The following is a 26128-nucleotide window of genomic DNA, read 5'->3' on the forward strand; positions in this document are numbered from 1 at the left end:
CTGCCTGCCATAAGTGGGGCGGGCACGGGCCGGACGGACCGAGGGCGGCGGTTCATCCGGCCCTGTTCATTTGGAGACGCTAATCATGGGGATTCCACGCCTGCGGGCCTACACAGGGCCCGCGTTTCTTTCCTACGGATTCAGGCCCTTCTTCGTCCTTGGGTCGCTGTATGCCGCGCTCTCCATTCTGCTTTGGCTGCCGATGTATGCCGGCGAACTCGATGCCCACAGTGCGTTCGTCGCCGTCGACTGGCATATTCACGAGATGCTGTTCGGCTATCTGCCAGCGATCGTTACCGGGTTCCTGCTGACCGCCATCCCGAACTGGACCGGCCGGCTGCCCGTGCAAGGCCTGCCGCTGTTGGCGCTGGTGGTCCTGTGGCTTGCCGGCCGTGTCGCTGTCTTCTTCTCGGCAGATATCGGCTGGGAAGCAGCCGCCGTGATCGATGGCTCATTTCTGCTTACGGTCGCCGCTGCGGCGGCACGTGAAATCGTCGTCGGACGCAACTGGCGCAATCTCAAGGTGCTGCTGCCGCTTGCCGTCCTGGCGTGCGCCAACGGCGCGTTCCATATCGAGGCGCACAGCCAAGGCATATCGGACATCAGCCGCAGGCTCGGTACGGCTGCAGCGATCGTGCTCATCTCGCTGATCGGTGGGCGTATCATTCCAAGCTTCACGCGCAACTGGCTCGTCCGCGAAAACCCTGGCAGGCTGCCTGCGCCGTTCGGCCGTTTTGACATCGCATCGATAGCCATCTCAGCCATCGCGCTGGGAGCATGGACGTTCGCTCCTGACAACCGCGCCTCAGGAATGCTTATGGCCGTCGCTGCAATCTGCCAGGCGTGGCGTCTGTCGCGCTGGGCTGGCGAACGCACATTGCGAGATCCGCTCGTGCTCATCCTCCATCTTGCATATGCCTTCGTGCCGGTCGGCCTCGCCCTTGTCTCGGTTTCGATCTTCTTTCCTGCCGCCGTGCCGGCTGCTGCTGGGCTCCACGCGCTCGGAACGGGCGCGGTCGGCGCCATGACGCTCGCCGTGATGACCCGCGCAACGCTCGGGCACACCGGACGAGCGCTCAAGGCTGGGAACGGCGCCTCGTTCATCTTCTTGGCCATCCTGCTCGCGGGAACATTGAGAGTCCTGGCCGCCTTCGTCCCCTCTGGCACGTTGATCGATATGGCCGGCGCCGCATGGGTGGCGGCATTCGTCGGCTTCCTCCTGATCCACGGAACCGCGTTGACGACACCAAAGGTACGGTGAGGCGAGGGAAGGGCGATGGGCGGGCTCGCGACGGTCGAGAAGACGTGGCCCGCTATTCCTGCTTTCAGACGATGCCAAGCCAGCCAAGAATCCGGCTTGCCCATCCCGAATGGTCCCGGACCAATCTGAATCCCAGATTGTCGGGAGGCGTGCCAACCGCACAGCCTCCGCTTTTCCCGTCACTGACGAAGTTCGACATGTAAGCTCTGTGAAGTCCTTCAAGCACGTGGACGCCGCAATTGTCGACCGAGCTCGCAACACCACTTCCATCCGCAGCCAACGTGGTGCGGACATAGCAGGTCGAAGTCCACTCCCAGACGTTGCCGGAAAAGTCGGCGAGGCCCAGGGAATTGAAACCAAACGAGCCACGGCTCTTGGGCATCGGGTCCGGTTTGCGATTGAGGTCCACCTCGGCCTTGTAGCTGGTGAGCCAACGTCTGGCGGGGTTGTTGGCGTCGTTTTCGACACCCTCGAATTCGCCTGCGAACCGCTCCGCCGCGGCAAAGGCCCACTCCTCGTCGGATGGCAGCCGCCATTGGCCGCCGGTCACTTGCGAATACCACCGGGCATAGGCATTCGCATCGAGATAGCTCACTCCGGTGACGGGAGCATTGCTGGGGATCGCGCGCGTCTCCTGTGCCGGCTGACAGACGCCAGCCGACACGCAGTCCGCATAGTCGGCCGCGCCAACCTGGTAGGCCATGATTTCGAGAGGTCTGCTGAGTTGCCGCTCGATGCGGGGATTGCCTTGCGGGCGTCCCTCTTTCAGGAACTCGCCCGGAGTCGGATAGATGATCGAACCGGAAAGCAAGACAACTGTCATGGCGACGGGGTGGGGTTGTCGATCCCCGAAGACCGCCTGTAACGAGAGACCTACCGGAACAGCAGCGGCGGCCAGGGCGACCGGCAGAACCTTCAGGATGAAAGGAGACATGGCTTTTGTCCATGCCCGGACAGCGACGCCGTCCGGGCATTTTGGAGTGCCGTCAGTTGGTGGCTATAGGTTTGGGCGCCTCGACCTGCGTCATCAGATCATCATTCCACTGGCCTTCGACCATGAAGTGAGCGGTCGCTCCGAGTTCCACGGCCTCGATCAGATTGTGATTGACGTAGGCGTAGATGCCTGGCTGCAGGAAGGTATAGAGCGCCGAGCCCGCCGAGCCGCCACGGATGAACCAGGTCTCCAGATCCTTGGCAGGCGGATTGGCGAACTTGCCCTGTTCCCAGACATAGTCGCCGTGTCCACCGATCAGGTGAGGCCGGGTATCGCGGTTGGCCTGTGAGTGGACGATCAACACGGTCTCGCCGACTTTCGCCTTCATGGCGTTGTCACCGGTCAGGGATCCGACCTTGCCGTTAAACACGACATGCGTCGGGATCAGCCCGCGCATGACCTTGACGATATCGTCGTATCCGTCACCGGCCGATTCGTAACTCTTGAAATTGCCCTTCTCATCGCGCGGGATATAGAAGTCGCTCTCGCCGATATAGAAGATCTTGTCGTATTTGACCGGTTCGCCCCTGTCGTTCCTGAGCCCGTCGCGCGGCAGCACCATGATGGCGCCGCTCATGCCGGAGACGACATGCCAAGGGATCATCGCGCCACCAGGTGCACAGTGATAGACGAACGTTCCCGTTCGCGTCGCCTTGAAGCGCAAGGTCACCTGTTCGCCGGGATTGATCAGGGTGAGGCCACCGCCACCCAGCCCGCCTGTTGCGGCGTGGAAGTCGATGTTGTGGGCGAGGGAGTTGGTGTCTGGATTGATGAGCGTCAGCTCGAGATAGTCGTCCTGATGCACGACCATCAGCGGGCCGGGGATCGAGCCGTTGTAGGTCATCGCATTGAGCGTCGTGCCGTCGGCGTCGATGACAAGAGGCTTTTCCTCGATCGTGATGGTGAACTCGACGATCTTGGGTCCACCCTTGGCGACCTGATCGTGCGGATGCACAAACGGCGGTGCCACAAGCGCGATCTTTTCGCGCGCGAGCCCTCGAATGTCCGCCTTTGTCACAGTTGCTGAAAATGCGGGCAGTGCTGCCACGGCGGCAGCGCCAATCGCTGCCCCGAACAGAGCTTCACGTCGCGTGATCATGTCAGTCTCCTATCTCTCAACCGTTGCGGATGAATAGAATTTACCTGAGCTGACGCAGCGTTTCTTTGCGCTGGCGCAAATTGAAAGAGTTAAATCCAGGCAAGCTGCAGCTTCGGACACGGCAATGTTTCGCGTTATTCGAGCTTTTTGGGATTATTCGAGCCAGGGACATGCGGCGGTGTAGTTTTCTGCCCCACCGCCATTAGAGGCTACTTGGCTTTCGATCAGTGATCCAGCTTGTCTTCTCGATCGATAAGGATCCGCTCGGCGGCGCCGTCGAGATCTTCATACTGGCCACTCTTCAAAGCCCACAGGAAGCCCCCCAAGCCAAGCGCACCAAGGAAGAGGGCCACAGGTATGAGGTAGGCAAGGGTCGTCATGAGAATCGGGCCAATCTGGTGATGTCGGAACGGCTGTCGCGCCGCACATCTTTCGCTGGCGAATTTGGTATGGAACTCTGCAGACGCAGCGCATTTCCGATCACAAGCAGCGAAGAAGCGGACATGGCAATCGCTGCGATAAGAGGCGTGACGTGGCCCAGGATGGCGATCGGCACGGCGACGGCATTATAGACGATCGCAATCGCGATGTTCTGGCGTATCAGGTGTCCCGCCTTGCGCGAGACGTCCAGCGCGAGAGGCACTGCCAGAAGGCTTTCGCGCAGGAACACGAAGTCGGCCGCATTGCGGCCAATGTCGGCGGCGGTGGCCGGTGCGATCGAGACATACGCCGCGCTCAGCGCCGGCGTGTCGTTGAGGCCGTCGCCAACCATCAGAACCTTGTGTCCGTCTTTCGCCAGGGTCTCGATGCATTCGACCTTACCGGACGGCAGCAGGCACGGAACGAAGTCGTCGACACCCAGCATTTCTGCAACTTCGCCGCAGGCGCCCGCGGTATCGCCCGACAGCATTTGCACCGACACCCCAGCATCATTCAATTGCCCGATCGCCGCCTTGGCGTCGGCGCGCAGAGCGTCCTCAAAATTGAAGGTGGCGACAATGAACCCGTCTTTTGTCAACACCGTTCCGCCATAGCCATGTTTGCCTTCGCCGCCGGTCCGGGCCTTCCATCCAGCCCATCCGCGTCGACCCAGCCGCCAGATACTTCCGGCGACAGTGGCTTCGATTCCGAACCCCGGATGCTCAGTGACGGCATCGAATTTGTGCTGCCCGCCAGGGCGGGCAAAACCGGCTATGGCCTTTGAAAACGGGTGACGCGAGTGCGCAGCCATGTCGGCCGCGATTGCCAGCATGGTCGGATCGATCGCTGACGCATTGATGAGCCGGGGCTGTCCAAGCGTGAGCGTTCCGGTCTTGTCGAACACCGCTGTATCAATCGTCGCCAGGCGCTCCATGGCCGAACCGTCCTTGACCATGATGCCGTTCTCGAACAGGCGCCGCGCCGCGACCACCTGCACGATCGGCACGGCGAGGCCGAGTGCGCACGGGCATGTGATGATGAGAACGGCAATGGCGATGGTTATCGCCCGGTGCCAGTCGCCAGTCGCCGCCATCCAGCCAAGGAACGTCGCGAAGGCTGTGAGATGAACCACCGGGGCATAGAGCGCCGAAACGCGATCGGCGATCCGGCGATAATGCGCGCGGCCGCCCTCTGCGGCTTCCATGAGCCGAACCATTTCCGCCAGAAACGAATCTTTCGCGGCCGCTGCCGCCTCAATCGTCAGCGGGCCGGTAAGATTGAGGACACCGGCCTGCACGGCTTCGCCTGCCGCCACGTTTCGAGGCGTGCTCTCGCCGGAAACCAACGAGCAGTCCAGATCCGAGGCCCCTTTAATGATCTTGCCGTCGACGGGGATCCTTTCGCCCGCCGCGATCAACAGCAGCATGCCGGGTTCGATCTCGCCAACCGGCAGATAGTCGCGTGCGCCGTCGTTGCGCAGCACCATGGCGCCACGTGCGGCCAACTGGGACAGGCCTTTCACGGCGGTCCGGGCACGTTCGCGCATCACGTGATCCAACGTGCGACCGATCAACAGGAAAAACAGCAGCGATACCGACGCGTCGAAATAGGCGTGATCGCCGTGGTTGATCGTCTCATAGAGACTCATGGCGTAGGCGAGGGACACCCCGACCGCGATCGGCACATCCATGTTCATGCGGCCGTGACGCAGCGCATTCCAGGCCGAGCGGAAGAAGATGCCGCCGGCGAAGGCCAGTGCCGGGATCGCGATCAGCGCCGAGACCCAATGAAACAGGTCCCGCGTTGCGCCTTCGGCGCCGGACCAGACCGAGACTGAAAGCAGCATGATATTGCCCGCCGCAAAGCCGGCGACAGCAACGGCGCGGATCAGTTCCGAAAGCGTCTTGTCCTTGTTATCGACTTCAGGGTCGAACAGATGCGCCTCGTAACCCAGCCGTCCCAGCGCGGCGACGAATGGTGGTACTTGGCTCCCACGCCAGCGGACCACGACCCGCTTCGTGGACAGGTTGACACGAGCACTCTCGACTTGATCGAGCTTTCCCAGTGCTGTCTCGATCGCCTGGATGCAGGCCGCGCAATGAACCGCAGGGACTGAAAGATCGGTCTGGCGGAGATCATCGCCAAGCGATCTGCTCGCCAGCCTGATTTCCTGGCTGGACGGCAGGACCGATGCGGTGTTGACCAGATCAAGCGCCATTTCGGCGCCCGGTGCACAACAACTCATTGCAGCGCTCCATTGGAAATCATGATCCTGCGGACGTCGCGATACGGTTTATCCAGACCGGCATCGGCGTCGACTTCGACAATCCAGACGCCATCCTTCGGCATGTGCTGCGCGGCGAATTCCTGGCCAGAGGCGAGGGCGAGCGTGACGGACTTGTCCTCTTTCTCGTATGCGGGATGGCGAAACAGCACCTTGACGCCATGCAAGGGAACCGGCTTGCCGGCGGCATCGGTGAGGCTGTAGCGGACCTCGCCCCATGCGATGGTCAGCTTGCCGGTCCAGCCAAGTGCTGCCTGCGCGCGACCCTCCTCGGCCTTCTTGTTGAATTGCTGGCTCGCCACATAGGTGTTTTCGACGACAAGGCCGGTCCAGCTCGTGTTGGCGAGCGTGGCCATCGTCAGATTGACCGCGATGACCACGCCGAAGAAGGCAAGGATGGTGAACAGCATGTGCCTGCCTGTGAATTCGCGGGTTTTTTGAGTTCTGGCGCTCATCTGGCAGTCTCCGGCGCGTTGAAGGTGGCGGTGTATTCGTCCGACTCGAAGCTCGCCTTGTCCTCGACACGGAACGTGAAGGTCTGCGCTGTGCCCTGGATTTGATCCGCCGGCTGGCGCACGAAGACCTTCAGCATTTTCAGGCGATCGGGCTCGACCGGGATGGCAAAGGAGCGGCCTGCCTTAATGTCGTCCCCGACCACGCTCATTTCGCCCCCTTGCAAGCCCTGCATAGTGACAACAATGGTCCGCGGTTCGGGGATCATGTTGAGCAGCTTGACGGTGTAGCCATTGCGGATCGAGCCGTCGGACAGCGTGACGAATTGCGGATTGCGGTCATGCAGCACGTTCACTTCGAGCCGATCGCGCGTCAGCAGCGAATAGAGCAGACCCAGGCCGATCAGCGACCACATACCCATGTAGACATAGGTGCGCGGCCGGAAGATCTTGCTGACATGGAAATGCGCCACCTTGTCGGAGAACAGGCCATCAGCGCTCCTGACCAGCGACGGGTTGACTGAACCGGAGCCGCCCGCGGTCGCCAGCATCATGTTGGCGTTGTAATCGGAGAGCGTCGCGTAGGAGATCAGTCCATGCTCCCTGCCGAGCTTGTCCATGACGCCGTCGCAGGCGTCGATGCAAAGCGCGCAGGTGATGCATTCGAGCTGTTGGCCGTCGCGAATGTCGATCCCCATCGGGCAGACCGCGACGCAGGCATTGCAGTCGACGCAGTCGCCGACGGACTGACCTGCTGCCACGACCTTCTTGGCGTGACGCGAACGTGGTTCGCCGCGCCAGTCGTTGTAAGTGACGGTGAGGGAATTTTCGTCGAGCATCGCCGCCTGGATGCGTGGCCATGGGCACATGTAGGTGCAGACCTGCTCGCGCATCAGCCCACCGAACGTATAGGTCGTCGCCGTCAACACGGCGACGGTGATGTAGGCGACGGGGGCTGCGGTGCCGGTGAAAAGTTCGCGAGCCAACGTAGGCGCATCGGCGAAATAGAATATCCAGGCGCCCCCGGTCGCAGCACCTATGACCAGCCAGATGGCGTGTTTCGATACCCGCAGCGCAAGCTTGCGGGCGGTCCAGGGACCGGCATCGAGTTTCATGCGTGCGTTGCGATCACCCTCGATGGCGCGCTCGACAACCAGAAACAGATCGACCCAGACGGTCTGCGGACATGTATAGCCGCACCAGGCACGACCGATAGTCGACGTGATCAGGAAAAGACCGACGCCGGCCATGATCAGAAGGCCGGCCACATAGTAGAATTCCTGCGGCCATATCTCGATGAAGAAGAAGTAGAAGCGCCGGTTGGCGAGATCGAGCAGCACGGCCTGGTCCGGGGCGAACGGGCCACGGTCCCATCGCAACCACGGTGTCAGATAGTAGATACCGAGTGTGATCGCCATCACCAGCCACTTGAACCGGCGAAAGCTTCCCGTTGCCCGTTTCGGGAATATCTTCTTGCGCGCGGCATACATTGGCTGGCGCACTTTGGCGGAGTTCACCGCTTCGGCTTCGAGCCGCTCTACCTGCGTATTGTCCAGCACATGCATCTCCACTCGCGCAGGCGACAATCTGCCCATGCCCGGGCTGCCAGCGTATGGGAGTCTTGCCGCGGGGCGGGGGCAGGCGCGTTGATGCAAGTCAATTGCCGGTGCCGAATACAGGTCGAGGCCCGGCATGGCCGGGCCTCGTCGCTTGGCTGGCGAAGGGTGGGAACAGGTCCCCGCTTCCTATTCCCCACCACCAAGCGAATGAATGTAGACGGCGAGTTCCTTGACCTTGGTCTCGCCCAGGCGTGCGCCCCAGGCCGGCATGACGCCCTGTTTTGGCGCACGGACCTGTGCGGCGATGGCTGTCTCGCCGGATCCATAGAGCCAGATCGCATCGGTCAGGTCGGGCGCGCCGAGCTCCTTGTTGCCCTTTGCATTGTCGCCATGACAGGCCACGCAATTTTCGGCAAAGACCTTGGCGCCGGGCTCGACGAGGCTGGCATCCTGGACCTTTCCCGACAGGCTGGCGACATAGGTGCTGACCTGAGCGATCTGGTCAGTGGTTATGATGTCGCCAAAGGCAGGCATTTCCGACAGGCGCGTGTCCGGATCGGACGCGAAGCGGATGCCGTGCGTGATCGTCTGCTGGATCTGCTCGGCCTTGCCGCCCCACAGCCAGTCGTCGTCGTTGAGATTGGGAAAGCCCTTGGAACCTTGGGCGCCGGAGCCATGGCATTGTACGCAATTGACCTTGAAAGCGGCGCCACCGGCGGCGGTTGCGAATTCGCGCAGGCCATCGTCCGCGGCAATCTCCGAGACGCTCTTGGACTCCACCGCCGAGATATATTTGCCCTTCGCGACCTCAGCCACAGCCAGTTCGTTCTTGACATCGTTGCGGCTGGAATAGCCGAGCACGCCCTTCGTCGCCGAGTGCAGCAGCGGCCATGCCGGATAGGCGATGGTGTAGCCGATGGCCCAGACAATGGTGACGTAAAACGTGATGACCCACCAGCGCGGAAGCGGGTTGTTGAGCTCCCTTATGCCATCCCACTCATGGCCGGTGGTTGAGACACCGGAGACCTGGTCGATATGCTCATTGCTCATGATCAGTCATCCTCAAGGGGGATCCGGGCAGCCTCGTCGGCCAGCTTGCGGCTGCCGGGGCGAAGGGCGAAGACAATTGCCCCGACAAAGAAAAGCGCCATGCCGACCAAACCCCAGCTGTCGGCAAACTCCCGCATCAAATTGTAATCCATGGATAAAACTCCTCAGCGATATCCTGCGGCATCGTCGTAGTTCTTGAAGTCAACCAGCGTGCCGAGCATCTGGAGATAGGCGACGAGGGCATCCATTTCGGTGACCTGTTGCGGGTTGCCGTCGAAGTCGCCGACCTTGGCTTTCGGATAGCGTGCTTCGAGGCCGGATGTGTCCGCGTTGGGATCGGCCTGCGCCATAAGGTCGGCATTGGCGTGCGCGATCATGTCATCGTTGTAGGGGACGCCGACCCGCCTGTTGGCGACCAGATGGGTCGAGAAATCCTTCACCTCGATCGGGGCGTCCTTCAGGAACGCGTAGCTCGGCATGATCGATTCCGGCACCACCGAACGCGGATCCGTAAGGTGCTGAACGTGCCATCCATTCGAGTAGCGGTCGCCGACCCGGGCGAGGTCCGGCCCGGTTCGCTTCGATCCCCACTGGAAAGGGTGATCGTACATCGACTCGGCCGCCAAGCTGTAGTGACCGTAGCGCTCGACCTCGTCGCGGAATGGCCTGATCATCTGGCTGTGGCAGAGGTAGCAGCCCTCACGCACATAGATGTTGCGGCCGGCGAGTTCCAGCGGCGAGTAAGGCCGCATGCCTTCGACCTTCTCGATGGTGTTGTCGAGATAGAAGAGCGGTGCGATCTCGACGATGCCGCCGACCGTCACCACCAGAAGGGAGCCAACGAGAAGAAGCGTGGCGTTCTTCTCGATGATCGCGTGTCTGTCCATCAAGCCCATTGTCTGGCTCCTTATTCGGCAGGCTGAAGGGCGGGAACCGAGCCGGGCATCGGCTCCTCCTCGCGCTGGTATCCCAGGATCGTCATGGTAATGTTCCAGGCCATGATCAGGGCGCCGGAGAGGTACATGGCCCCGCCGATGGCGCGCATGACATAGTAGGGGTGCATGGCGGCCACGGTTTCAGCGAATGAGTAGACCAGAAAGCCCTGCTCGTCGTATTCGCGCCACATCAGGCCCTGCATGATGCCGGACACCCACATCACTGCGGCGTAGACGACGATCCCGAGTGTCGCCAGCCAGAAGTGCCAGGTGACCAGCCTCAGCGAGTAGAGCCGTTGACGGTTCCAGAGCTTCGGCGCCATGTAGTAGATCGCACCGAACGAGATCATGCCGACCCAGCCGAGCGCGCCGGAATGGACGTGTCCGATGGTCCAGTCGGTATAGTGCGACAGCGAGTTGACCGTCTTGATCGACATCATCGGCCCCTCGAAGGTCGACATGCCGTAGAAGGCGATGGCCATCACCATCATGCGGATGATCGGATCGGTGCGGAGCTTGTCCCAGGCGCCTGATAGCGTCATCAGGCCGTTGATCATGCCACCCCATGACGGCATCCACAGCATGATCGAGAACACCATGCCGAGCGTCTGCGCCCAATCGGGCAGGGCGGTGTAGTGCAGATGGTGCGGGCCTGCCCAGATGTAGAGGAAGATCAGCGCCCAGAAGTGAATGATGGAGAGACGGTATGAGTAGACCGGCCGGTTCGCTTGCTTGGGCACGAAGTAATACATCATGCCGAGGAAGCCGGCGGTGAGGAAGAAGCCGACGGCGTTGTGGCCGTACCACCACTGTATCAGCGCGTCCTGGACGCCGGAGAAGGCGGAGTAGCTCTTCGAGCCGAGAAACGAAACCGGCATCGACAGGTTGTTGACCACATGCAGCATCGCGACGGTGATGATGAAGGACAGGTAGAACCAGTTGGCGACGTAGATATGCGGCTCCTTGCGCTTCAGGATCGTGCCGAGGAACAGGATGAGATAGGCGACCCAGACGATGGTCAGCCAGATGTCGACGTACCATTCGGGTTCGGCGTATTCGCGGCTCTCGGTGATGCCGAGCAGGTAGCCAGTCGCCGCCATGACGATGAAGAGCTGGTAGCCCCAGAACACGAACCAGGCGAGATCACCACCGAACAGGCGGGCGCGGCAGGTTCGTTGCACGACATACAATGATGTGCACAGCAGTGCGTTGCCGCCGAAGGCAAAGACTACGCCCGATGTATGCAGCGGCCGCAAACGGCCGAAGTTGAACCAGGGCTGGATGTTGAGATCGGGGTAGGCAAGCTGCAGCGCGATGACCACGCCGACAAGCATGCCGACGACACCCCAGAACATGGTGGCGATCGTGCCGTAGCGGATTGGACCATCCATGTAAGCGGATGGGTCAATCGGAGCGGCCACCTGGAAATTCGTGTTGCGGATGAGGATGGCGACAAAACCAAGCAACACAAAAAACAGCACCCACATATGCTGTCGAAATGGCTGGTCCGCGCCGAAGCCAGCGGCCGCTAGGGCCGCGAATGTGAAAAGGCTCAAAGCGAAGATTTGCGTGCCGAACTTCATGAGATATCCCCGACCTCGGATTCCGATGCGCGGACGCCAATCCGCGTAGACACCAATTCAGCAGTCGCGTTGTCGCCGCCTTGATCCATGTCAAAGCCCAGCCCTTTCTGATTGGGCAGCGTGGTCTTGCAAACGAACGGAGGCCGCCGTTGAGCCAGAAGAAAGGGCTGGGATCGTCGCTGTTCGAAGCAGGCGACGAAAATCCCGCACCAACTGATCGATCCAGCAGGGAAGTGGTCCCGGCTGCGGTGATGAAGCGCGCGCACAGGGAAAAGCTGCAGCTCTGCGACGCCCTGGAAAGAATTGCGGACGCCTTGCCCAGCGTCGATCGTCTGAAGTGCCTCGGCGCGGCCAACGCGATCATTCCGCTGCTGCGCAACATTCATCAATACGAAGAGGCGGTGATCTTCCCTGCTTACGAGGACGCCGTGGTCGGCAGCAATGCGAACCTTGCCTCAACCCGGCGATTGCGGGCCGAACATGTGGAAGACGAATGCTTTGCCGGTGAGGTGACCGAAATTCTGCTGGCCATCGGTCATGGCGAGACGGTCGAGAACCCCGAAGCCATCGGCTTCATGTTGCGCGGCCTGTTCGAGAACTTGCGCCGGCACATCGCGTTTGAACGCGAGCATGTCTTGCCGATGATCGGGATCGTCGACCGGGACTAGAGCAATTCACCGTTTCACGGAAACGGCGAAGCGCTCTAACTCTTTGTTTTGACGCAATTCCCAAGGGAAAGCGCTATGCGCTTTTCCCGGGAAAACCGTTTCGCGCTTTTCCTGGAATTGCTCTAGGCGCCGGAGCGGCTCGCCAACCGGGCAAGGCTGTCCACGGTCACATGGCGGTTGTTGTCGATCCGGATCACGCTATCCGTCCGCAGCCGGGTCAACTGGCGGCTCACCGTTTCGATCGTCAGGCCGAGGAAATCGGCGATGTCGGCACGTGTGAGCGGCAGCTCGAAGCTCGTCGAGTTGGTGTTTGGATCAAGCGTGGGATCGATGTTTCTGGCAATCATCAGCAGAAAGCTCGCCACTTTTTCCGCAGCGGTCTTGCGTCCCAGCGTGACCATCCAGTCGCGTGCATCGTCGAGTTCGTTCAGCGTCTGCTTGAGCAGGCGGTGCTCGAGCTCCGGCGACTCCCTCATCATCCTTTCGACGGACGCCCTTGGAAATGAACACAAGGAGACGGCAGTTGCCGCTTCCGCGTTGATCGCGCTTTCCACCTTGAATGGCCGTCCCAGAAAATCGGGGGCAAACTGAAGCCCGACAATCTGCTGGCGCCCATCCGAAAGGCTTTTCGTCAGCTTCACCACGCCGGAAAGCACGTTGGAATAGCTGTCGACGGTTTCGGCGTCGCCAATCAATTCTACCCCCGGTTCAATGGTGTGCTTTGACGAGGTCTTGGCGAGCCCGACCAATTGATCGGGATCGAGCGCGCCGCAGACGCCACGGTGGCGCGCTTCGCACGATTGACAAAGCACGGGAATGCCGGTGCTGTGAACATCCTGACGCACTGTCACCACGATCGCCCAAAAAATGAAAAACTCGGGCAGGGTATAGCATCAGCCCAAGAAAAAGCCCTTGCGGCAGTTTGTCCGCAGAAAGATGCTATTGACCGAAATCAAGGCTGTCGGCGTCCAAATGGATCAATCTCGCGCCATTCAAAGTGGAGCGGATAGAGACATGCGGCCAGACATAGTTGCCAGACTTGGCGAGAACGTGCCGCGCTATACGAGCTATCCGACAGCGCCGCATTTTAATGCAAGTGTTGATGCCGCCATTTGTCGTGGCTGGCTGCAGGGGCTCGATGAGGGCGACGAAATCTCGCTCTATCTGCACATACCGTACTGCGACAAGCTTTGCTGGTTCTGCGCCTGCCATACCAAGCAGACACGCCACTACGAACCGGTGACTGCATATCTGCGCTCACTGCATGCCGAGATCGCAACCGTCGCCAGTCTTGTCGCAGGCAAAGGCCGCGTGCGTGCCGTCCATTTCGGCGGCGGTTCACCGACGATGCTCAAACCGGCGGATATGGTGGCGCTGGGAACTGTTCTGCGCAACAGCTTCGCCTTTCTTCCTGGTGCCAAGATCAGCGTCGAGATCGAACCCAACGATATGGACGATGCCCGCCTCGATGCGCTCGCCGAGATCGGCATGACCCGCGCGAGCCTCGGTGTCCAGGACTTCGATCCGAAGGTGCAAAAGGCGATCAACCGCGAGCAGACGTTCTTGCAGACCAAGACGGTCGTCGACGGCGTTCGTTCGCGCGGCGTCGAATCCGTCAATCTGGACCTGCTCTACGGCCTGCCGCACCAGACCCGGGAAAGCGTCTCCTCCACGGTCGCGCAGGCACTGACCCTGGAGCCGGACCGTATAGCGCTTTTTGGCTACGCGCATGTGCCGTGGTTCAAGAAACATCAGACGATGATCGACGAGGCATGGCTGCCGGATCCGAAAGAGCGGTTTGCCCAGTCGCAACTGGCCTCTTGTCTGATGCTTAACGCAGGGTATGAGCCCGTCGGCTTCGACCATTTCGCCAAGCCCAACGATGCGTTGGCTATAGCGGCCCGCACCGGCTGCTTGCGCCGGAATTTCCAAGGCTACACCGAGGATCGCTGCGAAACGTTGATCGGCCTTGGCCCGTCGTCCATCAGCCAGTTTCGCCAAGGCTATGTACAAAATATGCCTTCGACCGCCGAGTATGCGCGCATGGTCGCCGACGGCGGACTGGCCGCGGTCCGCGGTATCGCGCTTTCCGACGACGACCGCGTTCGCGGCTGGATCATCGAGCGGCTGATGTGCGACTTCGGCTTCTCGGCGATCGAACTGGTGGAGCGCTTTGGCGAAGTTGGCCAAAGACTTCTCGTGAAAGCAAGTTCCACGGCCCTTCACGATCCTGCGCGGTTGCTTGAACTCAACGGTGACCGCTTCGTCGTGCCAGCGGAAAGCCGGCCCTTTGTCAGGAGCGTCGCGGCAAAGTTCGACAAATATTTCGAAACCGGGAAAGCCAGGCATTCGGTGGCGGTCTGAGCATCGCCGTCAGAAATGCTCGCCGGCCTTGAACGGGCCGATGCGGGTGCCTGCCGCGATCAAATAGGCGGTCGACCAGCCGATGAGCAGGAACCCGTTTACGCCCTCGAGCGCCGCCAGGACACGCCACGCATGAGCGGGCACGATGTCGCCGTAGCCGACCGTCGAAAAGGTGATGGTCGAAAAATAGAGTGCGGTCTCGAAGTCGGCGAAGATATCGAGCAACCGGTATAGTCCTGCCCACAGCCACACCTCCGCTGTCATGATGGCGAAGAGCCCCATCACCACGCTGATCATCGCGACGATCCGGCTGCGGCGCCCATGCATGCGAAACCGGGCGACAAGGTATCCCATTGCATGCGTGACGGCGATCAGACCAAACGTATGGACCAGGACCGTCAGACTTATGACGATGGTACCGATGAGCAGATTGAGGACCATGCGTGGAACCTAGCCATCCAGAGCCCTTGGTCCTTGTGCGAGATCAAATCCTTCATGGCATGCTGCAAACCGTGACCATTGAATGTGTGCACCATGTGCACAGTGAAGTCGCCTCCAGCAAAAAGTGGCTCTCAGCTCCGGCCCGACGGTCTTTGGACAGGCCTTGCGTGGACAAAGCCCGTGCGGTTGTTTCTACATCAATCCGCCAAGCGATTGGTTGTGCGCCACTCCTCGTATTCGCCGCGGGCATCGTCATGCAGCGGATAGTAGCGCTGCAGCGGAGCACCCTGCATCAGCTTCATTCGGGAAAAATCTTCCCACTCGTGATGGATCTTTGACGTTTCGATGACCTGCGCCGCAAGCGCGATAGGCAGGACGACGGCTCCGTCGTCGTCGGCCACGATGATGTCGCCAGGAATGACGGTGACACCGCCGCAGGCTATTGGCACGTTGACCGCGAACGGCATCAGGCCGGTCTGGGTGTGGAAGTTGGGTGTCCAGCCTCGCACCCAGAGCGGCAGGTCGAGTTTCTTGAGGTTGGGATAGTCGCGCAGACATCCGTCGATAACCATGCCGGCGCCGCCGCGGCCCTTGAAATAGGTCGACATCATGTCGCCGAAGACACCGGCGCTCATGTCGCCACGCGCATCAACGACGACGATGTCGCCTTCCTGCACGTGGTAGAGCACATGACGGTGGAGCTGTTTCTCCGGGTCGGCATATTCGCCTTCGCCGTAGAGATCCTCGCGCTTGGGCATGAACTGCAGCGTCAGCGCGGGGCCGACGATCGACTTGCCCTTGTTCCAGCTCACCGGCCCCATGATGTGCGGGTTGCGGATGCCCATGTGCCCCAGCGTGCCGGCGACCGTTGCCGAGCCGATGTCCCTAAGCGCATCGAGGAGGTCCCTGGGCGGCCGGATGATATCGGGCGTATGGGTCATGGCAAATCTCCTTTGGCCCGCAGGGCCTACCAGTTGGTGACCGAGCCGTCGGTCCGGCGCAGATGGGGGGCTTCCCAGAACTTGAAGCTTTGCTTCTTGACCAGCGCCTCATCCACCTCGACGCCGAGGCCGGGTGCGTCGCCAACTTCATAGACGGCGTCTGTGAGCTTCGGCTGAACCGGGAAGATGCCGGCATCGTCGAAACCGTGATAGAGTTCACCGGGCGAGGCGCGGGTTTCGAGCCAGGCAAAGTTGGCGACCGCCGCCGAAAAATGGATCGTCGCCGCGGTGCAGATCGGCCCGAGCGGATTGTGCGGCATCATATCGACGTAATGTGCCTCGCTCCAGCCGGCGACCTTCATCGCCTCGGTCAGGCCGCCCACATTGCAGACGTCAATGCGGTTGAATTGGTGGATGCCGCGCTCGATGTATGGCAGGAATTGCCACTTGCTCGAAAACTCCTCGCCGATCGCGAAAGGCACGTCGGTGAGTTTCCTGAGTGCCTCATAGGCTTCCGGCGTTTCGTCACGGATCGGTTCCTCAAGGAAATCGAGCGTGCCCGACGGCATCTTCTGGCAATAGCTGGCGGCTTCCGCGACAGACAGGCGATGATGGTAGTCAACGCCCAGCACCACCGTCTCGCCGAGCTCCTCGCGAGCCTTGACGCACCATTTCGCCGTCTCGGCGATGCTCTTTCGAGGCTCATAGACGCCGCGGCTGTCATGGTCGGCCGGGAAGAGGCGGATGGCGCCCCATCCCATCGCCATGAGTTCCCTGGCTTGCTCGATTATTTGAGGACCGCAAGGGCCTTTGGTTGTTGCGAAAGTAGGGACATGATTGCGCTGCTTGCCGCCGAGCAACTGATAGACCGGCACACCCAGCGCCTTGCCCTTGATGTCGTGCAGCGCGATGTCGATGGCCGAGATCGCCGCGGTGAGCACGCGCCCGCCCTCGAAATACTGGCTGCGATACATCTCCTGCCACAGCGCGCCAATGGCGAAGGGATCGCGGCCGACCAGGAACTCGCGATAGTGCTCAATAGCGCCGACGACGGCCTTCTCGCGGCCGGACAGCCCGCTCTCGCCCCAGCCGTAAATGCCTTCGTCGGTTTCCACCTTGACGATGAGCTGGTTGCGGATGCCGACCCAGGTCGGGTAGGGGATGATCGCGGTGATTTTCATGAGATTGCCGCTACGCCGCCTTCAGCGCCATTGTCGTCTCGCCGTCGAACAGGTGCATCTTGTTTTGGTCGAACTCGATCCAGACGGGCTCGTCGGGCGAGATCGCGACGCTCGGCTCAAGGCTGACCACCACGACCGCAGCACCCAGATAGACCTGCACGAAGGTGATGTCGCCGGTCGGCTCGACGGTGTAGACCTTGCCGGGCACGGCGCCCGGCGATGCCTGTTTGTGCAGCCTGACGGTACTGTGGCGCGCGCCGAGTACGATTTTGTCCGAGCTGGCCGACAGAGCCTTGCGCGCATTGGCGGGAGACAGCGGCAGATTCCAGCCTTCAGGGCTTTGCAACGACATGTCGGTGCCCCTGGTGACGGCCGTCAACGGCACCAGGCTCATCGCCGGACTGCCGACGAAACTGGCGACGAACGTGTTCACGGGATTGTCGAAGACTTGGGCAGGCGAATCGTATTGCTGCAGCACGCCCCCGCTCATCACCGCCATCTTATCGGCCATGGTGACGGCTTCGAGCTGGTCGTGCGTGACATAGATTACCGTCGCGCTGAGATCGCGCTGGAAGCGTTTCAGCTCAGAGCGCATCTGCACGCGCAGCTTGGCGTCGAGATTGGACAGAGGTTCGTCCATCAGGAAGACTTTTGGGTCGCGTACCAGCGCCCGGCCGAGCGCGACGCGCTGCTGCTGGCCTCCGGACAGTTCGCGCGGCAGCCGCTTCAGAAGGTGGACGATGTCGAGCACCTTGGCGGCTTCCATTACCTTCCTTTCGATGTCCGGCTTGGCAAGTTTTCGCATCTTCAGCGGAAAAGCCAGGTTCTGGAACACCGTCTTGTTGGGGTAGAGCGCGTAATTCTGAAAGACCATGGCGATATCCCGGTCCTTGGGATCGAGATCGTTGACCAGGGTGTCGCCGATGTAGATGTCGCCGCCCGATATCGGCATCAGCCCGGCCACCAGGTTGAGCGTCGTCGTCTTGCCGCAGCCGGAAGGCCCGACCAGCGCAACGAACTCACCGTCCTCGACGGTCAGCGACACATGATTGACAGCATAGAGATTGCCATAGGTCTTGACGACTTCTCGCAGAACGACCTGGGCCATGCGGCTTCTTCCCCTTACGCAGTCACGACTTCACGGCGCCTTCTGTCAGGGCGCGAACGAAATATTTCTGTAGCACCAGGAACAGGACCACGACCGGCACGCTCATCAGGAAGGTTGCCGCCATCAGGCCGGGCCAGTCGGTGGCGAACTCGGTGAAGTAGCGCTGGATACCCACCGGCAAGGTCAACTTGTCCTTGTTGTTCAGGAACGTGACGGCATAGACGTACTCGTTCCAGGCACCGATGAACGAGAAGATCGACGTGGCGATGATGCCTGGCGACGAGAGCGGCAGCACGATCATGTAGAAGGCCTGGAAGCGCGTCGCCCCATCGATCCGCGCCGCCTGCTCGAGCTGGATCGGGATGTTGTCGTAGAACCCCTTGAGCAGCCAGATCGAGAGCGGCAGGCCAAACGTCAGATAGGTCAGGATCAGGGATGTGTGGGTGCCCACCAGCCCGAGCCGGCGCATCAGCAGGAACAGCGGCATCAGGAAAACGACCGCGGGAAACATGTTCCTGACCAGCACCGCGAAGAACAGGAACGTGCGGCCCGGAAAGCGGAATCGCGAAAAGGCATATGCCGCCGGCACCGCGACGACGACGCCGAGGATCGTCGTCGCCACCGAAACGTAGAGGCTGTTCCAGAAATATTGCAGGAATTCGTGGCCGACCGAGTTCGAGGGATCGAGCAGCTTGCGGTAGTTTTCGAGTGTCGGCTCGGCCGGCCACCACTGCGGCGGGTATTGCATGGCGGCGAATTGCGACTTCAGCGATGTCAGCACCATCCACGCCATCGGCAGGACTGTGAAGATCAACAGGAACAGCAGGAAGACGCGACCGCTCCATCGCCACCAGTCAATGGGTTTTCTGGCAGCGGAACGGCTGGTGTCGGCGAGGGTACTGGTCATGCCCTGGCCTCGTCGCCGCGCGTCAGTGCCTTCACGTAGAAGTAGCCCAGCGTCATCAGCACGACGAACAGAATGACTGCGTAGGCCGATGCCAGACCCCAGCGCTGGCGCCCGAAGGCGAGCTGATAGATCTGGGTGATCCAGATGTCGGAAGCGCCAGCAGGCCCGCCGCCCGTCATCACCCACGGGATGATGAAGGAGTTGAAGTTCGCCACCATTAACAGCAGCAGCGTGACCATCGAGACGCCTTTCAGGTGGGGAAAGGTCACGTGCCAGAAGCGTTGCCAGGTATTGGCGCCATCGACCTGGGCTGCCCGCAGCAACTGGTCGGGCACGGTCTGCAGGCCGGCCATCAGCATGATCATGGCGAAGGAGAATTCCCGCCAGATGTTGACGACGATGAGCGAGGGCAGGGCCGTGTACAGATTGTCGAGGAAGTTGATCGGCCTGTCGGTGAAACCGAATTGCACCGACAGTGCGCCGATCACGCCGAAATCCGAATGGTAGAGCCATTTCCAGACATAGGACGCGGCAACGGCGCTGACGACATAGGGGACGAGCAAAACGGCGCGAAGCACGCCACGGCCGGCGAACTCGCGGTGCAGCGCCAAAGCAGCGCAGAGCCCGAGCAGGAAGGAGATGAGCGTCGAGGATATGGTCCAGATCAGCGTGTTGACGGTGACATCACGGAACGACTGGCTGGTCAGGATGGTGACGTAATTGTCGAGCCCGACATAGACCTTGTCCTTCATCTGAAGGTTGGCGGGCGTTTTGAAAAGGCTGAGCTCAAGCGTGTAGTAGACGGGATAGGCGATGACGATCATCATCACCGCGAGCGCCGGAAGCACGTAGAGGTAGTCCGCGCGATGGTTCACCACCCGCTGCAGAAGGCCAACGCGCCTTCCCGGTGCAGGGGCCAGTTCCGTGGCGATGCTCACGGGCTACATCCTTTGTTGGAAGACGTGGGGACCGGCAGCACGAAGGCTGCCGGCCGTTCCAGGGCGGGACGGGACTTACACCTCGCCAAGTTATAAGCCGCCAAGCAGCGCCTTGACCTTCGCGGCGGCGTCATCGGCAGCCGCATCGACCGTCATCTTGCCCGTCAAGGCATTCTGCAGCATGTCCGGGACAATGATGTTCATAATCTCCGGCGCTTCCGGGACGACCGGGAAAGGAATGCCGTTGGGCAGCATGGATGTCGTCACGTCGAGGAACTTGATCTGCTCAAGACGCTCCTTCATCCACTTGGTCTTGAAGCCGCGCAAATTGCCGGGGTTCGAACCGACCCAGTTAAGCCGCGTCGACCATTCCGGGCTTGTCCACATGCAGATGAGTGCCTTCACCGCCATCTCGTCGGTTCCGCCGTCCACATACTCCGGCTTGAGGACATGAATGTTGGAGCCGCCGAACACCACGGCGCGCCGCGCCGGACCTTCAGGAATCAGGCCATAGCGCATGTTCGCCACCACGGCGTCGGCAACTTTCTTGTCGGCGCCGGTTGCCTTGGATGCCAGGTCCACCATCTTGGCGTATTCGGCCGGATGGGCGATCATCATGGCCAACTGGCCGGCAATGAACGGGCCCTGGTTCTCGTTTTGCGTGTTGGTGAGCGCGGAGACCGGGACCGATTTGTCGCGCACATACATGTCGTAGGCAGCCTGCAGCGCGGCCTTTGCGCCGGGGCTGTTGAGACCGATGTTTTTGTAGGTCGGGGCCGGGTCGGCTTCGTCGAGCGCCGCGCCGCCGTAGGCCCACAGTTGCGGCATGAAGCGGAACGGCGTGTTGCCGGCGTTCTGCTTGGCCACCAGGCCGTAACCGGCAATGCCGAGCTTGTCGTGGATTTGCTTGGAGTCTTTGACGACTTCATCCCATGTCGCTGGCGGCTTGTCCCCATCGAGGCCGGCATCCTTGAATATCTTGGCGTTCCAGATGAAGGCCATGGTCTCGTTGTTGGTCGGGATGCCGTAGGTCTTGCCGTCATAGGTGACCGACTTCAAGGCACCGGGCCAGAAGTCCGCTGTCTTGTATCCGACGTCTTCGGGCTTCAGCTCCTGCAAGTACCCCTTGGCCGCAAATTCCACGCCGCCCAGGATCTGCAGCCGCACGACCATGGGGCCGGCATTGCCCAGCAAGGCCGTGCGAAACTTGTCGAGAAGATCGTTGTAATTGATGTTCTGCGCATCGGTCTGGATGTTCGGGTAGGTCGCCTTCCACGCCACCCAGAACTCCTTGTCCATCTGCTTGGTGATTTCGGGCTCGGCATCGGACGGACCGGTGTACCAGTAGGTCAGGCGACCCTTGTAATCGAGCGGCACGACCTTGGAGCACTCGGCGGCAGTGTTGACTTCCTCGGTGCCGGCAATACTGCGGACATATTCCGGAGACCATTTGCTGATGTCGACGCTTTGCGCATGGACCGCGGTGGACATCATCGATGCGGCCAGTGCGAGCGCCACCGAGGATGTCAGGACCTGCCGGCGGCTCTGACGACCGGCCTCAGCTGCGCGATTTCTCGAATTCTTCATTGAGATTTCTCCTCCTCACGGCGGCGGCCAGCCCAGCTATTCGGCAGGGCGTCCGACCCACAGCTTGCGCTCCTCCCTGGGCGGTCGAATTCGTTCCGACTTCAGCCAAGGTTCGTGAGACTTCCAGACAAAATTGTATCTGTCAACCTGGATGAAATCGTACATTCTTTTGGCAAGTTAACGTACTATGGGCTTGGCTAACGCGAAAAAGCTGCATAAAACCGGCATCCATGGGCGAAATCACACTCATCGACGGACCATCAGGGGACAGACCATCGGGGGAAACCTTCGATCAACCCGGCTGGGTCTATGAAATGATCCGCGACGAGATTATTTCGGGTCGCCTCGGACCCAATGTGAGGCTCAAGATCGCGGATCTGGCTGCCCAATACGGCACGTCGACCAATCCGATCCGCGAGGCGCTGCAGCAATTGCGCGGAGAGGGCTTTGTCCTGATCGAGCCCAATCGCGGCGCCCGCGTTCGGCCGATCGATGAAACCTTCGTGCGTGACATCATCGAGATCGAGGTGCTGATCGAGCCGGCGCTGACGCGCTGGTTCGTCTCGATCGTCGATGATGCGGACATTGCCAGGCTTGAGGCGGCGCAGGCCGCGATCGAAGAACTCAACTTCGCCGATCTGTCCCAGCACGGCGTGCTCGACACGCGTTTTCACCAACTGATCTACGACCGCCACTACAACCGGCATGCCGCCGAGCTCTGGTGGAAACATCGCGAGATCCTGCGCGCCATCAGCCGCCGCTTTCCGACATCGCTCAGCCGGCGCATGGCTGTGCTGCGCGAGCACCGCGAACTGATCGAACGCATCAAGGCGCAGGATGCGGACGGCGCAGCCGCCGTAGTGGCCAGGCACGTGGAAGGATCTGGCCGCCATATCATCGAACAGATGGGGGTAGCCAGGCGAGCGGGCCAGGCAGGCGTCAAATCCTGACCAGTAAGTGGGCCAAATCCTGACCAGTAGGAGAATGGTACGATGGCGAGAGACAGCAGTGCAGCTGAGACGATCGAGAACAATGTCCGCAGCGGTTCGCGGCCGAGCGATCTGCGCATCACCGACCTGCGCGTTGCCGAGATCGTCGGCGCGCCGTTCACCTCGGCGCTCATCAAGATCTACACCAACCAGGGCATTGTCGGGCTTGGTGAGGTACGCGACGGCGCCAGCGCGACCTATGCGCTGATGCTCAAGAGCCGGTTGCTGGGCGAGAATCCCTGTGACATCGACCGGCTGTTCCGCCGCATCAAGCAATTTGGCGGTCATGGCCGGCAGGGTGGCGGTGTCTCGGCAGTCGAGATCGCCCTGTGGGACCTTGCCGGCAAGGCGTATGGCGTGCCCATCTACCAGATGCTCGGCGGACGGTTCCGCGACAAGGTGCGTGTCTATTGCGACACCGATGCGGAGAAGCCCAGTGGCACCGAGACCGGCAAGCGGCTCAAGGCGCGGATGGATCTCGGCTTCACCTTCCTCAAGATGGACCTCGGGCTGGCGCAGATCTCCCACATCCCAGGCGCTGTGGTCGCGCCGGCTGGCGTGCTCGACGGTTTCCGCACGCATGCCAGCCGCGGTCGGGCACGCACGCTGGATGAACGCCGGGCACGCAATGCCGCCTATGACGCGCAGAACGTGCCGCATCCCTTCACCGGCCTCCACTTCACCGAAAAGGGCATCGACCTGCTCGATCAATATATCCACGAGGTCCGCGAGGTGATCGGCTACGAGATCCCGCTCGCCATCGACCATGTCGGCCACATCTCGCTGCAGGACGGCATCCGTCTCGCCCGGCGGATCGAGAAATACGCACCAGCCTGGCTCGAGGACGTGATCCCCTGGCAGTACACCGAACAGTATCGGCAGCTGCAGCAGGCTACGTCCGTGCCGATCTGCACCGGTGAGGACATCTATCTCAAGGAAGGTTTCGAGCCGCTGCTCAACGCCGGCATTTCGGTCATCCACCCGGACTTGCTTACGTCAGGCGGCATCCTCGAGACGAAGAAGATCGGCGACGCGGCGCAGGACCATGGCGTTGCCATGGCTATTCACATGGCGGAGAGCCCGATCGCCGCCATGGCGGCCGCCCATGTCGCCGTGGCCACGGAAAACTTCATGGCGCTCGAATACCACAGCGTCGAGGTCGACTGGTGGGACGATATCGTCACCGGCCTGCCCAAGCCGCTGGTCAAGGACGGCTTCATCACCGTCCCCGACAGACCGGGCCTGGGCATCGACGACGTCGTCGACGAAGTGATCAGCCAGCACCTGCAGCCCGGCATCACCGGCATCTGGCAGCCGACCGATCACTGGGACGATGAATATTCCTGGGACCGCACCTGGAGCTGACTCTACACCTCTCCCCGGGGAGAGGTGAACAGAAGGATCGACCATGATCTACGAACTTCGCATTTACGACTGCCTGCCGGGCGAGCTGCCGGCACTGCTCAAGCGTTTCAACGACCATACCTTGGCGCTGTGGGATAAGCACGGCATCCGCCAGGCCGGGTTCTTCACCACGGTGGTTGGCGAAAGCAGCAATCGACTGACCTATTTCGTCGCCTGGGAATCCCTTGCCGAGCGCGAAGTGAAATGGAAGGCCTTCACCACCGATCCGGCATGGCTCAAGGTCCGCGACGAGTCCGAGCGCGATGGCCCGATCCTGGCCAATATTTCCAGCCAGTTTCTCGCGCCAACCGCCTTCTCGTCGGTGAAATAGAGGACATCATGAAGATCACCGATCTCCGGTGCGCCGTCATCGGCAAACATCCCATCGTCCGCATCGTGACCGATGAAGGTCTTTATGGCCTCGGCGAGGTTGAGTACACCAAGCCCTATCTCAAGCCCTGGGTCCTGCATTTCCGCGAGGCGCTGATCGGTGAAGATCCGACCGACGTCGAACGCTGCATGCTGAAGATCCGGCAGCGCGGCTCGTTCAAGCCTTATGGCGCCGCCGTCAGCGCCATCGAGCACGCTCTCTGGGACATCGCCGGCAAGGCGGCCGGCGTTCCAGTCTACAAGCTGCTCGGCGGCAAGGTGCGCGACAAGGTGCGGGTCTACAACGGCTCCATCCGCAAAAAAAGGACCGGCGACAAGCCCGAGGACTACGCGGCCGACGTCAAGTGGATGATGGAGCGGCCCGAAAACTTCTTCATGGTCAAGCAGGGCATCAGCTTCCACTCCAACATGAAGACGAGCGTGCCCGACTTCCACTACGGCGTCCGCCAGCCGCCGACCTATCACGGGGCGATGGACCAGGGGCAGATCAGCGAGCGCGGCATGGCGCATATGATCGAATGCGTCATCGCCATGAAGGAGGTGCTCGGCGACAAGGTTTCGCTCGCGCTTGATTGCGGCCCCGGCTGGTTTCTGCCGGACGCCATCCGCTTCGCGCAGGCGGTGGAAAAATACAATCTCATGTGGCTCGAGGACATGCTGACGGGCGACTACGTGCCATGGGTCAATCCGCAGGCCTACCGCGAACTCACGACATCCACGTCCACCCCTATCCACACAGGAGAGCAGATTTACCTGCGTCATAACTTCAAGGAACTGATCGAAACGCAGGCGGTCCGCATCATCGGTCCGGACCCCGCAGATATCGGCGGCATCGCCGAGCTCAAATGGGTGGCCGAACATGCCTACATGCATTCGATCATGATGGCACCGCACGGCACGGCGAATGGTCTCCTCGGCCTCGGCGCGCTGATCAATGTCTGCGCAACTCTGCCCGCCAACTACATCGCCTTCGAATACCCCAGCGCCTCCGACCCCTGGTGGGAGGATATCGTTATTGGCCTGCCAACGCGGATCGTGAAGGATTCGATGATCGACTTGCTCGAAGCTCCCGGATTGGGCGTGGACATCGATGCCGCAGGCGCAAAGAAGTATCTCAAGGAAGAGGACGCCGGTTTCTTCGACTGAATAGACATCGCGTACCGTACGGGCACACTTCGAGGCATCGCTTGCCGGGGCCAACCTGTTGGTCGCGTGTGGCGTTGCCGGCTGCTCCGGAGTGCACTAGACTAACCGCTTTCGTGTGCACTATGTGCAACAAGAACGTCGATGTAGCCATGTGGCTTTCCGTTGCGGTGGCGTAGGCGGGCGCCTTTTGCCAACTGGTCTGTCTTTCCAATCGGGAATTGGATCGACCTAGATCAAAAGAAGACAATGAAATTAATATAACAGACAACAAACTTGCTACTGCGCCGATGATGGACTGGGCGGATAGACTAGTAAAATCAACGTGTTATAAGGGTTCGTGTGCATAAACTACACACGAAAGTCCTGCTTCTCTTCCATTTTCGTTCCTGCGATGGAGTATCCGATGGGTATCTTCGGACCCCGTTCA

The 26128-nt window shown here is 61.0% G+C and carries 25 protein-coding genes; 7 read left to right on the plus strand and 18 right to left on the minus strand.

Annotation, left to right across the window (positions count from 1 at the left end):
* Positions 1-85 precede the first annotated feature (85 nt).
* Positions 86-1261, plus strand: coding sequence for an NnrS family protein (locus tag EJ076_RS20445; RefSeq protein WP_126069082.1), 1176 nt, complete (start codon positions 86-88; stop codon positions 1259-1261).
* 64 nt (positions 1262-1325) lie between these two features.
* Here the strand turns inward: EJ076_RS20445 and EJ076_RS20450 are convergent, their stop codons facing one another.
* The 10 genes from EJ076_RS20450 to ccoN all read right to left on the minus strand — a co-directional run bounded on the left by EJ076_RS20450 (position 1326) and on the right by ccoN (position 11637).
* On the minus strand, positions 1326-2195 hold the full coding sequence (locus EJ076_RS20450; RefSeq protein WP_109672893.1) for an SUMF1/EgtB/PvdO family nonheme iron enzyme: 870 nt from the start codon (positions 2193-2195) through the stop codon (positions 1326-1328).
* A 52-nt stretch (positions 2196-2247) separates the two neighbouring features.
* Complete coding sequence (nirK, locus tag EJ076_RS20455) at positions 2248-3354, minus strand: copper-containing nitrite reductase (protein ID WP_109672895.1); 1107 nt, start codon at positions 3352-3354, stop codon at positions 2248-2250.
* Between the two features lie 224 nt (positions 3355-3578).
* Complete coding sequence (gene ccoS, locus EJ076_RS20460) at positions 3579-3734, minus strand: cbb3-type cytochrome oxidase assembly protein CcoS (protein WP_126069083.1); 156 nt, start codon at positions 3732-3734, stop codon at positions 3579-3581.
* Entirely contained in the window at positions 3731-6019 is a 2289-nt protein-coding gene (locus tag EJ076_RS20465) for a cation-translocating P-type ATPase (RefSeq protein WP_126069084.1), read from the minus strand. The genes ccoS and EJ076_RS20465 overlap by 4 nt, the downstream gene beginning before the upstream one ends.
* On the minus strand, positions 6016-6513 hold the full coding sequence (locus EJ076_RS20470) for a FixH family protein (protein ID WP_109671197.1): 498 nt from the start codon (positions 6511-6513) through the stop codon (positions 6016-6018). The genes EJ076_RS20465 and EJ076_RS20470 overlap by 4 nt, the downstream gene beginning before the upstream one ends.
* Entirely contained in the window at positions 6510-8069 is a 1560-nt protein-coding gene (gene ccoG, locus EJ076_RS20475) for a cytochrome c oxidase accessory protein CcoG (protein ID WP_164548691.1), read from the minus strand. The genes EJ076_RS20470 and ccoG overlap by 4 nt, the downstream gene beginning before the upstream one ends.
* A gap of 186 nt (positions 8070-8255) precedes the next feature.
* Positions 8256-9119, minus strand: coding sequence for a cytochrome-c oxidase, cbb3-type subunit III (gene ccoP / locus EJ076_RS20480; protein WP_126069085.1), 864 nt, complete (start codon positions 9117-9119; stop codon positions 8256-8258).
* 2 nt (positions 9120-9121) lie between these two features.
* Entirely contained in the window at positions 9122-9271 is a 150-nt protein-coding gene (locus tag EJ076_RS20485; RefSeq protein ID WP_109671200.1) for a cbb3-type cytochrome c oxidase subunit 3, read from the minus strand.
* A gap of 12 nt (positions 9272-9283) precedes the next feature.
* Complete coding sequence (ccoO, locus tag EJ076_RS20490; protein WP_109671201.1) at positions 9284-10015, minus strand: cytochrome-c oxidase, cbb3-type subunit II; 732 nt, start codon at positions 10013-10015, stop codon at positions 9284-9286.
* An 11-nt stretch (positions 10016-10026) separates the two neighbouring features.
* On the minus strand, positions 10027-11637 hold the full coding sequence (gene ccoN / locus EJ076_RS20495; RefSeq protein ID WP_109671202.1) for a cytochrome-c oxidase, cbb3-type subunit I: 1611 nt from the start codon (positions 11635-11637) through the stop codon (positions 10027-10029).
* Positions 11638-11888: 251 nt separating this feature from the next.
* Here ccoN and EJ076_RS20500 point away from each other — a divergent pair, with 251 nt between their 5' ends.
* Positions 11889-12305: a hemerythrin domain-containing protein gene (locus EJ076_RS20500; protein WP_109671327.1), complete on the plus strand. Its 417-nt coding sequence runs from the start codon at positions 11889-11891 to the stop codon at positions 12303-12305.
* 122 nt (positions 12306-12427) lie between these two features.
* On the opposite strand, the gene EJ076_RS20505 is transcribed toward EJ076_RS20500, so the two are convergent.
* A complete protein-coding gene (locus EJ076_RS20505) occupies positions 12428-13156 on the minus strand; it encodes a Crp/Fnr family transcriptional regulator (protein WP_126069086.1) in 729 nt (242 codons plus the stop codon).
* Between the two features lie 163 nt (positions 13157-13319).
* Here EJ076_RS20505 and hemN point away from each other — a divergent pair, with 163 nt between their 5' ends.
* Complete coding sequence (gene hemN / locus EJ076_RS20510; protein ID WP_126069087.1) at positions 13320-14669, plus strand: oxygen-independent coproporphyrinogen III oxidase; 1350 nt, start codon at positions 13320-13322, stop codon at positions 14667-14669.
* Positions 14670-14678: 9 nt separating this feature from the next.
* On the opposite strand, the gene EJ076_RS20515 is transcribed toward hemN, so the two are convergent.
* The 7 genes from EJ076_RS20515 to EJ076_RS20545 form a co-directional block, all read right to left on the minus strand.
* Positions 14679-15110, minus strand: coding sequence for a potassium channel family protein (locus EJ076_RS20515; RefSeq protein ID WP_126069088.1), 432 nt, complete (start codon positions 15108-15110; stop codon positions 14679-14681).
* Positions 15111-15307: 197 nt separating this feature from the next.
* On the minus strand, positions 15308-16051 hold the full coding sequence (locus EJ076_RS20520; RefSeq protein ID WP_126069089.1) for a ribonuclease activity regulator RraA: 744 nt from the start codon (positions 16049-16051) through the stop codon (positions 15308-15310).
* Positions 16052-16077: 26 nt separating this feature from the next.
* On the minus strand, positions 16078-17232 hold the full coding sequence (locus EJ076_RS20525; protein WP_126069090.1) for a mandelate racemase/muconate lactonizing enzyme family protein: 1155 nt from the start codon (positions 17230-17232) through the stop codon (positions 16078-16080).
* A 10-nt stretch (positions 17233-17242) separates the two neighbouring features.
* Positions 17243-18340 (minus strand): ABC transporter ATP-binding protein, encoded by a 1098-nt coding sequence (locus EJ076_RS20530; RefSeq protein WP_126069091.1) that lies wholly within the window; start codon positions 18338-18340, stop codon positions 17243-17245.
* Positions 18341-18362: 22 nt separating this feature from the next.
* Positions 18363-19247, minus strand: a complete 885-nt coding sequence (locus EJ076_RS20535) for a carbohydrate ABC transporter permease (protein WP_109671208.1) — start codon at positions 19245-19247, stop codon at positions 18363-18365.
* A complete protein-coding gene (locus EJ076_RS20540; protein ID WP_245462844.1) occupies positions 19244-20185 on the minus strand; it encodes a sugar ABC transporter permease in 942 nt (313 codons plus the stop codon). The genes EJ076_RS20535 and EJ076_RS20540 overlap by 4 nt, the downstream gene beginning before the upstream one ends.
* A 90-nt stretch (positions 20186-20275) precedes the next feature.
* A complete protein-coding gene (locus EJ076_RS20545; protein ID WP_245462845.1) occupies positions 20276-21772 on the minus strand; it encodes a sugar ABC transporter substrate-binding protein in 1497 nt (498 codons plus the stop codon).
* A gap of 314 nt (positions 21773-22086) precedes the next feature.
* On the opposite strand from EJ076_RS20545, the gene EJ076_RS20550 reads away from it, so the two are divergent.
* Genes EJ076_RS20550 through EJ076_RS20565 form a run of 4 tightly spaced genes read left to right on the plus strand, consistent with a single transcriptional unit; the run spans position 22087 to position 25701 of the window.
* On the plus strand, positions 22087-22722 hold the full coding sequence (locus EJ076_RS20550) for a GntR family transcriptional regulator (RefSeq protein WP_245463100.1): 636 nt from the start codon (positions 22087-22089) through the stop codon (positions 22720-22722).
* Between the two features lie 42 nt (positions 22723-22764).
* Positions 22765-24126: a mandelate racemase/muconate lactonizing enzyme family protein gene (locus EJ076_RS20555; RefSeq protein WP_109671212.1), complete on the plus strand. Its 1362-nt coding sequence runs from the start codon at positions 22765-22767 to the stop codon at positions 24124-24126.
* 43 nt (positions 24127-24169) lie between these two features.
* Positions 24170-24496, plus strand: coding sequence for an NIPSNAP family protein (locus EJ076_RS20560; RefSeq protein WP_126069093.1), 327 nt, complete (start codon positions 24170-24172; stop codon positions 24494-24496).
* Positions 24497-24504: 8 nt separating this feature from the next.
* Positions 24505-25701, plus strand: coding sequence for a mandelate racemase/muconate lactonizing enzyme family protein (locus EJ076_RS20565; RefSeq protein ID WP_109671213.1), 1197 nt, complete (start codon positions 24505-24507; stop codon positions 25699-25701).
* Positions 25702-26128 lie beyond the last annotated feature (427 nt).

This window comes from Mesorhizobium sp. M7D.F.Ca.US.005.01.1.1, assembly GCF_003952545.1.
GTDB classification, from domain to species: domain Bacteria; phylum Pseudomonadota; class Alphaproteobacteria; order Rhizobiales; family Rhizobiaceae; genus Mesorhizobium; species Mesorhizobium loti.